Genomic DNA, 15631 nt, shown 5'->3' on the forward strand with positions numbered 1-15631 from the left:
TGACGGTACGGGAATTTTCACCCGTTGTCCATCGACTACGCCTTTCGACCTCGCCTTAGGTCCTGACTCACCCTCCGCGGACGAGCCGTCCGGAGGAACCCTTAGGGTTTCGGGGTATGTGATTCTCACACATATTTTCGCTACTCAAGCCGACATTCTCACTTCCGTTTCGTCCACACCTGCTCTCGCTAATGCTTCTTACTACCACGGAACGCTCCCCTACCAATACAATTTGTATTCCACAGCTTCGGTATACCACTTAGCCCCGTTCATTTTCGGTGCCAGAGTCCTTGACCAGTGAGCTATTACGCACTCTTTCAAGGGTGGCTGCTTCTAAGCCAACCTCCTGGTTGTCTATGGACTCCAACCTCCTTTCTCACTTAGTGGTAATTTGGGGACCTTAGCTGGTGGTCTGGGCTGTTTCCCTTTCGACGATGAAGCTTATCCCCCACCGTCTCACTGGTGAGATTACCATCTGGTATTCAGAGTTTGTCTCGATTTGGTACCGCTCTCGCAGCCCGCACCGAAACAGTGCTTTACCCCCAGACTTTTACTCTCACCGCTGCGCCTCAACACATTTCGGGGAGAACCAGCTAGCTCCTGGTTCGATTGGCATTTCACCCCTAACCACACCTCATCCGCTCCTTTTTCAACAGAAGTCGGTTCGGACCTCCACTTGGTGTTACCCAAGCTTCATCCTGGACATGGTTAGATCACCAGGGTTCGGGTCTATAAACTGTGACTTACGCCCTATTCAGACTCGCTTTCGCTTTGGCTTCAACCTTTCTGGTTTTAACCTGCCACTGCCTATAACTCGCCGGCTCATGCTTCAACAGGCACACGGTCACTCGTTTAATCGAGCTCCCATTGCTTGTAAGCTGACGGTTTCATGTTCTATTTCACTCCCCTTCCGGGGTTCTTTTCACCTTTCCCTCGCGGTACTGGTTCACTATCGGTCACACAGGAGTATTTAGCCTTACGAGGTGGTCCTCGCTGATTCACACGGGATTTCTCGAGCCCCATGCTACTCGGGATACAACCGTAACTGATTCGGTTTTTGACTACAGGACTTTCACCTTCTCTGGTGCAGTTTCTCGCTGCTTCGTCTAACTTCCTCAATCACTTATGGCTGTCCCACTACCCCATCTGTTTTAACAAATGGTTTAGGCTGTTTCCCTTTCGCTCACCGCTACATAGGAAATCGCTTTTGCTTTCTCTTCCTCCAGCTACTAAGATGTTTCAGTTGGCTGGGTTCGCTCGTTCTGGCATATATATTCTGCCAGTCGTTTTTGGGTTGCCCCATTCGGATATCTCCGGCTCAATGCTCGCTTCCAGCTCCCCGGAGCTTTTCGTAGGTAACCACGTCCTTCTTCGCCTCTGTGTGCCTAGGTATCCACCGTCAGCCCTTATTCACTTGACCACTTAATTTCTACCTGACTGGACTTTGTTAGATGTTTAATCACATCTAACTCCTTTTCAGTTACTTTTTACTTCTTTGACTATGCAGTTTTCTAGGTTCTTACTGGAAAATAGATTCCCAGCAGTCTGACTTAACTTTTTAGGTCTGATTGCTGAATTCTTGGTTTTTCTCCTGGAGGTAAGCGGACTCGAACCGCTGACTTCTGCCTTGCAAAGGCAGCGCTCTACCAACTGAGCTATACCCCCCGGCTTGGTTAGGTGGGCTATCCTGGACTTGAACCAGGGACCTCACCCTTATCAGGGGTGCGCTCTAACCACCTGAGCTAATAGCCCAAAATATGAACCATAACTCTAGTTTGAAAGTTAAAACCTACTCTTGTTCCTTGCTCGACCAGGGATTCTAGATACAACAGTATTTACTTTTTTTCCTGCTGCTCTTGTTGGTCTCCCTTTAAAGGAGGTGATCCAGCCACACCTTCCGGTACGGCTACCTTGTTACGACTTCACCCCAGTCATCAGCCCTGCCTTCGGCATCCCCCTCCCATACGGGTTAGAGTAATGACTTCGGGCGTGGCCAACTTCCATGGTGTGACGGGCGGTGTGTACAAGGCCCGGGAACGGATTCACCGCAGTATGCTGACCTGCGATTACTAGCGATTCCTCCTTCATGCAGGCGAGTTGCAGCCTGCAATCTGAACTGAGGCCTGGTTTTTGAGATTGGCTCGCCCTCGCGGGTTGGCTACCCTCTGTCCAGACCATTGTAGTACGTGTGTAGCCCAGGACGTAAGGGGCATGCTGACTTGACGTCATCCCCACCTTCCTCCGGTTTGTCACCGGCAGTCTCTTTAGAGTGCCCAACTTAATGATGGCAACTAAAAACGAGGGTTGCGCTCGTTGCGGGACTTAACCCAACATCTCACGACACGAGCTGACGACAGCCATGCACCACCTGTGTTCGCGCTCCCGAAGGCACTCTCAAGTTTCCCTGAGATTCGCGACATGTCAAGTCCTGGTAAGGTTCTTCGCGTTGCATCGAATTAAACCACATACTCCACCGCTTGTGCGGGCCCCCGTCAATTCCTTTGAGTTTCACACTTGCGTGCGTACTCCCCAGGCGGGATACTTAACGCGTTAGCTACGGCACTGCCTGGGTCGATACAGGCAACACCTAGTATCCATCGTTTACGGCTAGGACTACTGGGGTATCTAATCCCATTCGCTCCCCTAGCTTTCGTCCCTGAGTGTCAGTTCTGGTCTAGCAAAGCGCTTTCGCCACCGATGTTCTTCCCGAAATCTACGCATTTCACCGCTACGCCGGGAATTCCCTTTGCCCCTACCAGACTCTAGCTTTGTAGTTTCCACTGCCTGACCAGAGTTGAGCCCTGGGTTTTGACAGCAGACTTACATGGCCACCTGCGGACGCTTTACGCCCAATCATTCCGGATAACGCTTGCCTCCTCCGTATTACCGCGGCTGCTGGCACGGAGTTAGCCGAGGCTGATTCCTTTGGTACCGTCAGAACTTCTTCCCAAAGAAAAGGGGTTTACAACCCTAAAGCCTTCCTCCCCCACGCGGTCTTGCTCCGTCAGGCTTTCGCCCATTGCGGAAAATTCCCCACTGCTGCCTCCCGTAGGAGTCTGGGCCGTGTCTCAGTCCCAGTGTGGCTGCTCATCCTCTCAGACCAGCTACTGATCGTCGCCTTGGTAAGCTTTTACCTCACCAACTAGCTAATCAGACGCGAGCTCATCTCCAGGCAATTTATCTTTTACCCATAGGCTCATCCGGGATTAGCAGAAGTTTCCTTCTGTTGTCCCAGACCTGAAGGCAGATTCTCACGCGTTACTCACCCGTCCGCCACTAACCCCGAAGGGTCCGTTCGACTTGCATGTGTTAAGCAGACCGCCAGCGTTCATCCTGAGCCAGGATCAAACTCTCCATGATGTTTGATGCTCTAACTTTTTTTCATAGTCTCTTGACTATGAGCTTTTTTTCTTGTATCAAGGATGAAAGAACTACGTTTTCCATCCTAATTAAATATATTCAACAAGGAATGTAGTGCTGTTTAACTTTCAAACTATTGAGTTTTCTAGGTTCTGGCGTTGGTAGGAGGTGTTTGCCTCTCTCCCTGCGCATTTACTAATCTAGCAACTCTACCTTGGTATGTCAACCCCTTTTTTGATTTTTTCTTTTTGGCTGCAAATTAATGGCTGTATTTCATATATAGCAATACTTTTGGAGCTTGAAAATTTATCAAAAAAATATTAATTGCATTGAAAATCATCTAATTTCAAATGAAGATGTCCTTTAATTTTCGAGCAAGATATAAATTTTTTGATAAGGCCGTATGCTGTACAAGGTATTCTGAAAATATATAAAGTTTCGGGGCACAATTAAATGTCCAAAACATACTTAAGTTTAATGCTATAGGAGGACTTGTATTGAAAAGACTCCTACGTCTATCACGGATGATTGATGGTTTGAATGAATTAATTGGACGTCTCACTTATTGGTTAGTCTTACTGATGGTCTTAGTTGGTGTTTGGAATGTCATTGGACGCTATTTAGGCAGGAGCATTGGTCAAAACTTAACTTCCAACGCTTTCATTGAAATTCAGTGGTATATTTTTGACCTGATTTTTCTTCTTGGTGGAGCTTATTGTGTCAAACATAATCAACACGTTCGTGTAGATATTTTTTATACTCGCTGGAGTTCTAAAAGAAAAGCTCTAGCTAACTTGATTGGTACGATACTATTTTTAATTCCCTTCAGTCTTATTGTGATTTTTGTTTCTTGGGGAGCTGTTTTAAATTCATGGGCTATTCTTGAAACTTCTCCCGATCCTGGTGGGTTACCTCGTTACCCAATTAAGACAATGATTATAGTTAGCTTTGTATTATTGTTTCTCCAAGGAATTTCTGAAGCAATTAAAAATTTTGCGGTTTTTACAGGTCAACTACCAGGCAATAAGGAGTTTTATGAATCTGAGTTTTGAATCTGAATTGCTAGGTCCATTAATGTTTGCAGGAGCACTGGTGCTACTGTCTATTGGTTACCCTGTAGCTTTTTCTTTGGGTGGTGTCGCAATAATTTTTGGATTAATAGGTATTGCTTTAGATGTGTTTGACCCCATATTTCTGACTGCAATGCCCCAAAGAATTTTTGGGATTATGGCCAATTATACTTTGCTGGCAATACCCTACTTTATATTTATGGGAGCAATGTTGGAAAAATCAGGTATTGCAGAACAACTCCTGGAAACAATGGGGATATTATTTGGCAGAGTCAGGGGGGGTTTAGCTCTAGCTGTTGTTCTTGTGGGCGCTCTTTTAGCTGCTACTACTGGTGTGGTTGCTGCTACAGTAGTGGCGATGGGGTTAATTTCTTTACCTATTATGTTGCGGTATGGATATAATAAAGAGTTGGCTACGGGTGTTATTGTTGCATCGGGAACTTTGGGGCAAATTATACCTCCTAGTGTGGTTTTGGTAGTATTGGCAGACCAACTAGGAATTTCTGTTGGCGATCTGTTTATTGGCTCTATTTTGCCTGGTTTACTAATGGCAGGAACGTTTGCTCTTCATATTCTGGTTGTTGCTTTTATTAGGCCAGACTTGGCTCCTGCTTTACCTGCAGAGGTGCGCGGCCTAGGAGGTAAAGATTTGGGTGTTAGGGTGCTAACAGTAATGATTCCACCATTATTATTAATTTTACTGGTTCTGGGTAGTATATTTTTTGGTATTGCTACGCCGACTGAAGCTGGAGCGGTAGGGTGTGTGGGGGCGATCGCTCTGGCTCTGGCCAATGGCAGATTTAGTTGGACTTCTTTGAGAAAGGTTTGTGATGTTACTCTCAGGACAACTACTATGGTGATGTTTATACTTCTTGGGTCAACTGCTTTTAGTTTGGTTTTCCGAGGGGTTGAGGGCGATCGCTTTATGTTTGATTTACTTTCTAATCTTCCTGGAGGGACAGCAGGTTTTTTATTTGTCAGTATGACAATTGTTTTTTTGCTTGGTTTTTTTATCGACTTTTTTGAGATTGCTTTTATTGTTGTACCTTTATTTGTACCTGTTGCTCAACAACTTGGTATTGATTTGGTTTGGTACGGTGTAATATTAGGGGCTAATCTTCAAGCATCTTTTTTAACGCCTCCCTTTGGTTTTGCACTATTTTATCTACGGGGTGTCGCACCTCCAGAGATTACTACTGGTGAGATTTATCGAGGTGCTATTCAATTTATCTTACTTCAGTTATTAGTATTAGTTGTGATTATTTGTTTTCCAGGTATTGTTGATTTTCTGCCATCTTTGAGCAGATAAAGGTTTCAGATACATCAAGACCGGCAATTCCCGGAAAAAGTCGGGAAAACCTTTCATAGCAACGTGACGGTAGAACCATCAACGTAGTCGGTATCGCGCTAACGCGCCGCTTCGCTAACGCAATGGTTTAAGGAAAATCTCCAAAGCGCTATTTTTTGAATTATTTATGGCCTACTAACATAAGTATTTATTTTGCGCTTTCTTTTTCTTGACTAGGCAACCATTTGGGATGACTCAAAGTCGGGGTCAAAATAACGCTATACTCAGTTGTCAGTAATTTTCTGACTTCTATCGTAACACTATTTTCAGGAAATTGCCAGGGATTCTAAAATCTAGTAATGCACCTCAAAAGCTTGAGCTGATATAGATAAAACTTTTCAGCTCTTTCAAGGAATTTTCAAGTTCCAGGAGTTGCTTCAAAATAATTAAAAGTTTTTCTCAACTATTGCATAAACCAAGGAGTTTAATATATACTGATTTTCAACTCCAGTTGATATGGAGTTATTAAGAACAAATATTGCTAAATTTGGAGAGATAAAGTATGTCACAGAGTTTTAATGTTCAGCAAGCTCGGCCTAGTAAGATTCAAATAGAAGTCATAGACATTCCTGTGTTACAGGGAAAAAACTCGGAATCTGGATTAAACTTTGATGCAGATGGTGGCGATCGTAATTTTGATGCAGATGGTGGCGATCGTAATTTTGACGCAGATGGTGGCGACCGTCATCATTAATAGTTAAGTATTCAAATCTTTTGATTTTTATTTTGAATATTTAGGGGTTAAGACTTACCTATTTTCCCTATCTTAACTAGCCATGTAAGTCTTGAACTGGTGACAACTAAACAGAGCTAACGGTAAAAGCTTTACCCCTGCTTAATAAAAAGATTTAGAGTATTGATTTTCAAAATTACGTTTATTATATTTTTCTTTATACAGCCTAAGAAGCGTTTATAGTAATTTCAGTTTAGATTTAGACAAGCGTTTCTTGCCTTGAAAGAGTTTTAGCTGAAAAAGTGTTTCATTACTTATTTGAAATGACTATACTAGAGTAAAATCAATATAAAATACCAAGTAATTTTTTGTAATATGTAATATATAGTATTCATAGTTTCAAAATCTCTTGAAGTACCAAGAGCAACAAGTAAAAAAAATTATTGGTTAGGGCTTAGGATTACAAGCTATTCCAGCTTTCTCGATCTGCTAAAAAATACAAAACCAATTTTAGGTAGCTTTATAATATGAGAAAGTTAAGAATTCTATAAAAAACTATGTTAAAAAATTAATAGAAAAATTATCAATTATCTCAAACCTAAAGTATTTAATACAGCTCTATCAAAGAATACAGAATCAATTTTAGGTAGCTTTATAATATGATAAAGTTAAGAATTCTGGAAAAACCCACCCTATCATTATTGTCAAAAATTAATAGAAAAAATCTCGATTATGTCGTGCCTAAAATACTTAATAGAACCATTACCCCAGGAAGAGTTTCTGGAAAACAACTGGACAAAGAAAGCGATCGCCATCTCTAGTAAAGGACAGAAAGATTTTACGGACCTTTTTTCATGGGACAAACTCAACCATCTATTGAACTTTCATCAAATAGAATATCCCGATGTGCGCGTGGCATTTGATGGAAAAGTTCTGGAGGCCAAAGAAAATAGAAATCTTACCCAATGGTGTCAGAAAGGTGGGACCTTAATCATAGACCAAATTCATCAAAGGATTCCAGAGGTTTCAATGTTGGCCTCAAAACTTAGTTATCAGTTAGGATATCCTACTCAGGTCAATGCTTACTGCTCCTGGTCTAGTAAACAAGGTTTTTCTAGTCACTACGATACTCACGATGTATTTATTCTGCAAGTAGAAGGAAGCAAACAATGGTATGTCTACACCGACACTTTAAAATATCCATTGCCAAATCAGAAATCATCCTCTCTTGAACCACCAGAAGAAGAAGCTTATTTAAGTTGTATTTTACATCCTGGAGATGTACTTTATATACCTCGCGGACATTGGCATTACGCAGTTACAAAAGAGGAACCATCTATTCATCTAACTTTAGGTATTCACAGTAAAACAGGTATCGATCTATTGGAATGGTTAATCTGTAAATTACAACACAGAGAAGAGTGGAGAGAAAGTCTACCTTTAAGAATAGATAATAATTCTTTTAATCTAAGCATAGAAACCTTAATTCAAGACTTAGAACAGTATATAAATAATCATAATATTAGCGAAGAATATTATAGCTATTTAGATAGTTTGGGAAAACCTATCTATCAATATGCTTTGCCTTATCAAGCTGGATTTAATATATTTGATAATGGCATGGAAACTAAGTTTAAAGTACCTCAATTTCAACGTTTACAAATTTATCAAATAGCTGAGGAAGAAGATGAATGTAAAATTATAGTTTCTGGTAAAGAAGTATCTCTAAAAGGAGTGCCAGGAAAATTCGTTGAAAATTTATTTAGTCGAGAAACATTTACGGGAAAAGATGTCATAAATTTACTCCCAGATTATGATTGGGAAATAGATATTATGCCCATGTTATCGAAGTTAGTTAATGAAAGAGTTATTTTTGTAGAACCAGGAGTTTAAACATGAATACATATATTTGATCATGCCATGGGAACTAAGTTGAAAATACCTCAATTTCAACATTTACAAATTTCTCAAATAGCTGAGGGAGAAGATGAATATAAAATCATAGTTTCTGTTCAATAATTAATAATTAATAATGACCTCTTCTTTTCAAGGATAGGATTGGCTCAAAGGAAAATTTTTTCTTGTTTATCCTTTAAAGGAGAGGCTTTAAGCCTTAATTCTTCGGTAAAGAAGTATCTATAAAATATAAAAGGAGTGCCAGAAAAGTGTATTGAAAATTTATTTAGTCGAGAAACATTTACGGGAAAAGACATCATAAATTTACTCCCAGATTATGATTGGGAAATAGATATTATGCCCATGTTGTCGAAGTTAGTTAATGAAAGAGTTATTTTGTAGAACCAGGAGTTTAAACATGAATACATTTTTTTGATAATGGCATGGAAACTAAGTTTAAAATACCTCAATTTCAACATTTACAAATTTCTCAAATAGCTGAGGGGAAGATGAATATAAAATCATAGTTTCTGGTAAAGAAGTATCTATTAAAGGAGTGCCAGAAAAGTGTATTGAAAATTTATTTAGTCGAGAAACATTTACGGGAAAAGAGGTCATAAATTTACTCCCGGATTATGACTGGGAAATAGATATTATGCCTATGTTATCGAAGTTATCGAAGTTAGTTAATGAAAGAGTTATTTTTGTAGAACCAGGAGTCTAAACATGAATACATTTTTTTGCGCTGATGCTTGCCGACAAGCAAATGAAGATATTATTGGAAGTGGTACAAATTATTCAGTATATGTGTTGATAGAGTGCCCTTACCCTTGGGAATATAATGCTTCTGAGTCTCGTTATCTACCAGAAAATTTAGAGATTTTGATGAGAGAAGTCAGTAAATCTAAACTTTCAGTCAGATTTTTACTAATTACTCAAAATCAAAATCAAAGACAAAATAATAGAAAAATTTTAATCTATGAAAAAGAGCAAAGTTCATTTATAAATGGTTATAAAAATATGAATTTGATGTAGATCATCCTGAAAAAATAGCTCCTGTTATTCAAAAATATTTAGCGGGGGATAATTTAGATATTAATACTCAAGAAAATCAAATTAGGGATATGTTAGTTTGTACTCACGGTAGCCATGATAAATGCTGTGCTAAATATGGTAATCCGTTTTATACACAAGCTAAAAAAACTATTTCCGAATTGGGTGTAAAAAATACTAGGATTTGGAAAGCAAGTCACTTTGGTGGCCATAGATTTGCACCTACTATGATTGATTTTCCTGATGGTAGATATTATGGGTTACTTGATGGGGAATCTTTTAAGTCTATTTTGCTACGAACGGGCAATATTAAATTATTAGGTGGTGTGTATCGAGGTTGGGGCATTTTACCAACTTGTATTCAGGCGTTGGAAAGGGAACTTATGTTCCACCATGGTTGGGAATGGTTTAAGTATAAGATTAATTTTTAGATATTGATATAAATTCTGATAGAACGTTAATTGAGACTGAATTAGCTGTAGTTAAACCTGATGGATCTAGATACACTTGTCAAGGTAGGTTAGTCAAAGATGAAAGTAAAACTATTCAACTTAAAGGTTCCTGCAATGCTACTCATAGTTATGAATTTATAAAGTATTATGTTAGCCATATTAATTTCACAATTGAACGGAAAATTACTGAGAAAGTGGTTGTAAATTATCCTCAGAAAAAAGCAAGTTAAAGTACATAAATTGATGGGGTATGCCTAAAAATTGAAATGGCTCGCCAGTTTCGATAAAGCCTATTCTTTTATAGAACTTAGAAGCACTAATACGAGTCATTACTCTCAAATGTTTTAGTTGTTTTTCCTTGGCAATTTCAATGATTTTTTTGGTTATAGCTGTTCCTATTCCCTGAGATTGAAATTCAGGTAAAACACAAAGATATGCAATACTTCCTAATTCTTTAGATATTTCTCGGAGTCTAGCCGATCCAATAATTTGTTGTTCGTAAACAGCAATAATATGTAAAGCACTATCTTCATATTCGTCTTTTTCTGTTCCTATTTCCATATTTATTGGCGCTCTTAATACTAACCAACGTTGATAATACATTGCATCTTTTTCTTGTTGGTTTTGAATTAAGCGAATTTGAAATTCTCTCATTTTTCAAGCATCTTTAATGGGTTCATTTCAATTTTGAATAAAGCCAAAAATTTATCGCTTTTAGGCAATAGGGAACAGGTAATTTCAGTTATCAGTTATCAGTTATCAGTTATCAGTACCTCTGTCTGTTTCACAGCATGACAAACGGAAAGCCAGAGGCTTGAAAATACTGAATAGAATATTTTTTTCATCCCCTTAAAAGGGGAGGTTTTAGACCCTATTTTTTGGTAACAGGGAATAGATAATAGGGAATAGAAAATTAGGGAATATCTAGGAAAAAAGTATTTTTGCAAATATTGAGATGCACCCTCTTTAATTATGGCTTACCGATTAAATATCAAACCATTGACTGAGATTGACTAAAGCCTTTTTTAAGTTGAAAAAAGGTAAGCATTCAACCATCAGCTATCAGTTTAATTAGGGTTTGCTGAAAAAGTCTTTTTTAAGGAGTAGGGGAGTAGGGGAGTAGGGGAGCGGGGAGTAGGGGAGTAGGGGAGTAGGGGAGTAGGGTAGGGACGTTGCATGCAACGTCCCTACGGGAGTATTTTTTTGCCCAACTCTCGCCCAAAATACTAACTTTTTGAGTATGAAGGGCTGAAAACCAAGGTATTTCAGACCTAAAAAGTCTAAAACCTTTACCTGTAAATGCTTTGAGATTTATTCAGCAAGCCATAATTAGCTTGAATTGTATAGGTTAAAAACTCAAAATAAGTCTTTTTTGTTTAAATTTATAAGTAGAAAATGTAGTATAAGTTAAACTAATTTTTACTTCATATCATGTCCGAACGCAATCGTTTGTGTAAAAGTTAGCGTAAATATCTACAGGGAATTTAAGTTTTTTTCTTGCTCTTTCTTAAGTTTTTCTGTCTATTCCCTATTCCCTATTCCCTATTCCCTATTCCCTACCTTTGCTATAAAATACCGATGCTACCGGACATGATATCATTCATTAAAAAGCTGTTTGCGTAGCATTCCGCAGGAAGAGCTGACCGCTAATAGCTGTTTGCGCAGCATTCCGCAGGAAATACTTACGAAAAAAGTACCAGGTTTTCAGTCCAAAACTCTCAAAAAGTTAGGAAAAAAGACATACATAATAATTGCATAAAAATCACTCTAACAATTGTTTCAACTACCCCCTAATTAAATTCTATTCTCCGTTCCTCCTAACTACTCTCTACTCCCCCACTCCCTCACTCCCCTACTCCCCCACTCCAGAAAAAGACTTTTTCAGCAAACCCTAATTGAAAGCGATCGCCATTCCTAATTAAGACCAAGCGGGATGAGATAATATAGAGGCAAACATTCGCACCCCACGCAGTAAATTGGATAGAGGCAGATGGCCTTTTGGCGCACTCAAATCCCAAGTAAATTCATTTGGATATCTCGTCCAAGTATTGCCATTTTTCCAGCCAATTTTTGGTAACAACTTATCCCAATTTTTACCTACGCTTAACCACATTTCTCTCTGTACAGAATACCCAAATTTACCTTCTGAATAAACCAACCACATAGTATTAATAGTCTGGAAATCTGGAATTGGAATACTATCTACTTCTGAAAAATAAAGCCATTTTCTTTGTATCGCTGCCTCTCCTGCCAATTCACACAACTTTTGCATAGTTAATTTATCAGCTTCTAAAAAATCTTGATGAGCTAGTTTGACTTGTATATGACTATAATCAACATTAGATTCTGATTTTATCGGTACAACTCCCAGAGGAAAATTTTTATTTATAAATTCATGAACTTTCGATGAATCTACTTGACGTAAAACTTGGTATATTTTTCCTGAAATTATAGTAGGTGAATCTGATTTTTGCGCTTGTAAAAATTCCATTAATATTTGCCAACCATCATCCCCTGTTTGTGCCAAAAGAGGGATTACCTGTAACTGTTTTTTTTCAGAACCAGATTCTAATTGAGACTGAAGTTCAGCGATATTAAATGAAGCGTTTGTTGTAGAATTAATCTTTGATTCTGCCATAAAATTACTGTGTATTTCAGCTTTTTAAATTAATTGATAATTAATCGAATAATTAAGGTTTAAAGGGTGCATCTCAGTTTTGAAGAAAGCCAAAAATTTATCGCTTTTAGGTATAGAGGGAATAGGGAACAGGGAATAGGAAAAAAGTATTTTTGCACATATTAGAGATGCACCCCAAAAATCAGGATGCTCTATAGTCTGAGTTTACCTGTAAATTCACCAAGTGGTTTGAGTATTACCTCTTCTTGAGTATAATTACTTATCGCCTAATTGAGATGCACCTGGTTTAAAGTCTCTTCCTTAAAAGAGAAGAGAGAAAGAAGAAAAAATTTTCCTTTTAGTCAATCTTCTTCTTGAAAAGAAGAGATAATGGTTAATTATTAATTATTAATTATTAATTGTTGAAAACTATTTATTGTGTAAAATACGATTGATAATTGCAGTAGTGGAAGTCGAAACTTCTATTTGAACTAAAGAAATTTTACCACCATATTCCATAACTATTGGTGCTTCTGGCAATGTATCAACCGAGTAGTCCCCACCCTTAACATAGATATCAGGTTTCAGTCGTTCTATCAGATGAGTAGCAGTGGTTTCATCAAACATTACTACTGCGTCCACTGGTTTCAGAGCGACTAAAACTTCTGCCCGTTGGTCTTGGGGAATAATTGGCCGCAAAGGATATCCCAATTGTTGGGGCTTAATTTTTTGCACTGATCGGTCGCTATTTAACCCTACTACTAGGGACCGTCCCAAAGATTTAGCTGCCCATAAATAGCGAATATGTCCTGCATGAAGTAGATCGAAGCATCCATTTGTAAATACTAAAGGTCGCCAATAAGTTGGTTGAAAGTTAATGGTCTGTTCTAGTTCAATTAAACTATACAAACCAGAAATTAGTTTTTGGGGGTCCATTCTTTAATATTTATCTTTATGCTTGACCTTCATTTACTTTTTCTTCGGTAGGTGGTTGATATCCATGTTCAAAAGCATAACGAACTAACTGGGAACGATTTTCTAAACTTAGTTTTCTCATTATTTTACTCAAATGAGTTTGTACAGTTCGAGGACTAATAAATAGGCGATCGCTAATTTGTTTATTTGTCAAACCTTGAGCGACTTCCCAAAAAACTCTTTCTTCTGCTGGTGTTAGAGGTAGTGGTTCGGGAGCTTCCTGAGATTGAGATTTTGTTGTTTGAGATAGATGCTTTTCAGTCAGCTTTTTGATTTCCAGATGAACTCGACGGGAACGGTTTAATTGAGCCTCAATTTTTGCTACCAATTCTCGCATTTCAAATGGCTTATTTATATAATCATCTGCTCCCATAGATAAACCCACAATTCGGTCTTCTAACTCTCCTTTACTCGATAGAAATATAAATGGTACTAATTGACCCAAATTACTAGAGCGTAAATGTTGACAAAATTCCAAACCATCCATTTGTGGCATCATTATATCAGAAACAATTAAATCCGGATTTAATTTTTCTAATATTGATAGTGCATCCAAACCAGAATTTGCATCTTTTACCTCATATCCCTGTAACTCTAGATGTCTTTTTAATAGCATTCTTAAGCTGTCTTCATCATCTACTATTAGTATTTGTTTCTTGCTATCAATGTTATCGTTCATTGCTGACTCAATCCTCCTCGTTTACCCATTATTTATACTAGAATAATATATTTATTATACTTATTTATTTTGACATTAATCTTCTACTTTTAATAGGATATTTGTGATTTTCATCAGTATTCTTTTTATCCATCGTGGTTTTTACCATTATTTCTAGTTTTTAGCAATTCCTGAGTAAATTAAGTTTTGGGTTTTTATTTAACTTAATATAAAATATTAACTAATTTATTTGAGCATTAGTAGAAAAAAGTAAATATGATAGGTGTAAATGTGAAAACATTAAGCTGTTAAAATCAGCTTAGTCAAGCCAAAAATTGGGTTTTTGTAAAGAATGGGAGTAACTTGGCCGATTTATAGACCATTATTACACAATATATACTTCAGTACCATCAATTTCTAAATAATAATAATAGAGAAATGCTGATAGATTCTTTGTAGACTCTGCGATAATGGTAAAAACATATAGCTACATTAATAGCTAAAATATGTATTAGCTATTAGCGTAGTAAAGTGCATCCTCAGAATTTAAGACCCGTTATACCCAGTGAACGATAATTTTAGAACTTAGTAAAATGTCATGAAAGCAACAAACATTCGTCAATATTCCTCCATAGCTGCTAGGACTCTTACAATCGTAGGAATAATTATGATTTTGTCATCTCTACTTGACTTTGTAGTATTGTCAATTCCTTTCAACATAGGTAGTAGAGCATGGCAAATTGGTCTAGTCACACAGTTAGTTGATCGAGGAATTATTCCTATGATAGGAATGGCCTTATTATTTACAGGCTATTGGGTAAGCAGTAATTCTGGCCTTCAAGATAACTCCACATCCTCTATATTAGATTTGAGATTTTGGGGACTTTTACTAGCAAGCTTATTAGGACTAATATATTTGTTACTATTTCCTCTACATTTAAATAATACTCGTCTAGCTCGCGCAGAGACTATTGAACGAATAAATCAGCAAGCAACTCAAGCTGAAACACAATTAGAAGCTCGTGTCAGTACTAGCGAATTTCAAAATCAGATACAACAAAGGCAAACTCAATTAAGGGATCAATTTAGTACTTTGTTAGGAGATGAAACTAGGCTGAATGAAGCATTAGAAAATGAACAAATATCAGCTCAAGTGAAAAGTTTGTTAGAACAATCAAAAGATAATCCTCAAATTCTAGATGATTTTCTCAATCGTCAGGCACAACAATTACCAACTCAACTTTTAACTAGAATTCGTACTCGCAAGCAAGAATTAGAAGAACAAGCTAACACAAATTCTTTTAAATCAAGTATCAGAACAGGTTTTAGCAGTTTACTTTTAGCAGCAGGCTATATTATGATTGGTTGGACAGGTTTAAAAAATATGGGAATTATTAAAAGTAAAGGACGTCGCCAAAATCCCGCTAGATAGTTAGTTGAATCCAAAATAATATCTCACAGTATTTTAGAGATAAAAGCTTTATATAATGGCATTGGTGAAGGGCGTGTATGATATTAATCTTAATTAT

General features: G+C 37.8%; 13 protein-coding genes, 2 tRNA genes and 2 rRNA genes (1 of these 17 only partly in view). 9 read left to right on the forward strand and 8 right to left on the reverse strand.

Annotated features, from left to right (window positions below; genetic code table 11):
- From SAGCYANO_RS28840 to SAGCYANO_RS28855, 4 genes are all read right to left on the reverse strand, one after another.
- Positions 1-1420, reverse strand: a 23S ribosomal RNA gene (locus SAGCYANO_RS28840) (it extends 1458 nt beyond the left edge of the window).
- A 172-nt stretch (positions 1421-1592) separates the two neighbouring features.
- A tRNA-Ala gene (locus SAGCYANO_RS28845) sits at positions 1593-1665 on the reverse strand.
- Between the two features lie 13 nt (positions 1666-1678).
- Positions 1679-1752: transfer RNA gene (locus SAGCYANO_RS28850), tRNA-Ile, on the reverse strand.
- Positions 1753-1872: 120 nt separating this feature from the next.
- Positions 1873-3360 (reverse strand): 16S ribosomal RNA (locus tag SAGCYANO_RS28855).
- Together the 16S and 23S rRNA genes with 2 tRNA genes alongside form the textbook arrangement of a ribosomal RNA operon.
- Positions 3361-3857: 497 nt before the next feature.
- On the opposite strand from SAGCYANO_RS28855, the gene SAGCYANO_RS28860 reads away from it, so the two are divergent.
- The 8 genes from SAGCYANO_RS28860 to SAGCYANO_RS28895 all read left to right on the forward strand — a co-directional run bounded on the left by SAGCYANO_RS28860 (position 3858) and on the right by SAGCYANO_RS28895 (position 9831).
- The gene (locus SAGCYANO_RS28860) at positions 3858-4412 is read left to right on the forward strand and encodes a TRAP transporter small permease subunit (RefSeq protein WP_202223205.1); all 555 of its coding nucleotides are present in this window, start codon (positions 3858-3860) and stop codon (positions 4410-4412) included.
- Positions 4396-5739 carry a TRAP transporter large permease subunit gene (locus SAGCYANO_RS28865; protein WP_202223206.1) on the forward strand — a complete coding sequence of 448 codons (1344 nt, stop codon included), beginning with the start codon at positions 4396-4398 and terminating at the stop codon, positions 5737-5739. The genes SAGCYANO_RS28860 and SAGCYANO_RS28865 overlap by 17 nt, the downstream gene beginning before the upstream one ends.
- A 541-nt stretch (positions 5740-6280) precedes the next feature.
- Positions 6281-6472 carry a hypothetical protein gene (locus SAGCYANO_RS28870; protein ID WP_202223207.1) on the forward strand — a complete coding sequence of 64 codons (192 nt, stop codon included), beginning with the start codon at positions 6281-6283 and terminating at the stop codon, positions 6470-6472.
- Positions 6473-7183: 711 nt separating this feature from the next.
- Entirely contained in the window at positions 7184-8344 is a 1161-nt protein-coding gene (locus SAGCYANO_RS28875) for a cupin domain-containing protein (RefSeq protein WP_202223208.1), read from the forward strand.
- Between the two features lie 261 nt (positions 8345-8605).
- On the forward strand, positions 8606-8749 hold the full coding sequence (locus SAGCYANO_RS28880; RefSeq protein WP_202223209.1) for a hypothetical protein: 144 nt from the start codon (positions 8606-8608) through the stop codon (positions 8747-8749).
- 154 nt (positions 8750-8903) lie between these two features.
- Complete coding sequence (locus SAGCYANO_RS28885; RefSeq protein WP_202223210.1) at positions 8904-9071, forward strand: hypothetical protein; 168 nt, start codon at positions 8904-8906, stop codon at positions 9069-9071.
- Positions 9072-9073: 2 nt separating this feature from the next.
- Positions 9074-9382, forward strand: a complete 309-nt coding sequence (locus SAGCYANO_RS28890; protein ID WP_202223211.1) for a hypothetical protein — start codon at positions 9074-9076, stop codon at positions 9380-9382.
- Positions 9383-9441: 59 nt separating this feature from the next.
- On the forward strand, positions 9442-9831 hold the full coding sequence (locus tag SAGCYANO_RS28895; RefSeq protein ID WP_237396814.1) for a sucrase ferredoxin: 390 nt from the start codon (positions 9442-9444) through the stop codon (positions 9829-9831).
- Positions 9832-10035: 204 nt separating this feature from the next.
- Here the strand turns inward: SAGCYANO_RS28895 and SAGCYANO_RS28900 are convergent, their stop codons facing one another.
- From SAGCYANO_RS28900 to SAGCYANO_RS28915, 4 genes are all read right to left on the reverse strand, one after another.
- Positions 10036-10506, reverse strand: coding sequence for a GNAT family N-acetyltransferase (locus tag SAGCYANO_RS28900; protein WP_202223212.1), 471 nt, complete (start codon positions 10504-10506; stop codon positions 10036-10038).
- 1264 nt (positions 10507-11770) lie between these two features.
- Complete coding sequence (locus SAGCYANO_RS28905) at positions 11771-12490, reverse strand: GUN4 domain-containing protein (protein ID WP_202223213.1); 720 nt, start codon at positions 12488-12490, stop codon at positions 11771-11773.
- A 408-nt stretch (positions 12491-12898) separates the two neighbouring features.
- On the reverse strand, positions 12899-13405 hold the full coding sequence (rfaE2, locus tag SAGCYANO_RS28910; RefSeq protein WP_202223214.1) for a D-glycero-beta-D-manno-heptose 1-phosphate adenylyltransferase: 507 nt from the start codon (positions 13403-13405) through the stop codon (positions 12899-12901).
- A 16-nt stretch (positions 13406-13421) separates the two neighbouring features.
- Positions 13422-14123 (reverse strand): response regulator transcription factor, encoded by a 702-nt coding sequence (locus SAGCYANO_RS28915; protein WP_202223215.1) that lies wholly within the window; start codon positions 14121-14123, stop codon positions 13422-13424.
- 577 nt (positions 14124-14700) lie between these two features.
- Between SAGCYANO_RS28915 and SAGCYANO_RS28920 the strand changes: the two genes are divergently transcribed.
- The gene (locus SAGCYANO_RS28920; protein WP_202223216.1) at positions 14701-15534 is read left to right on the forward strand and encodes an HpsJ family protein; all 834 of its coding nucleotides are present in this window, start codon (positions 14701-14703) and stop codon (positions 15532-15534) included.
- Positions 15535-15631: the final 97 nt, after the last annotated feature.

Origin of the sequence: Okeania sp. KiyG1, from assembly GCF_014132355.1 — a bacterium.
Taxonomy (GTDB): domain Bacteria; phylum Cyanobacteriota; class Cyanobacteriia; order Cyanobacteriales; family Microcoleaceae; genus Okeania.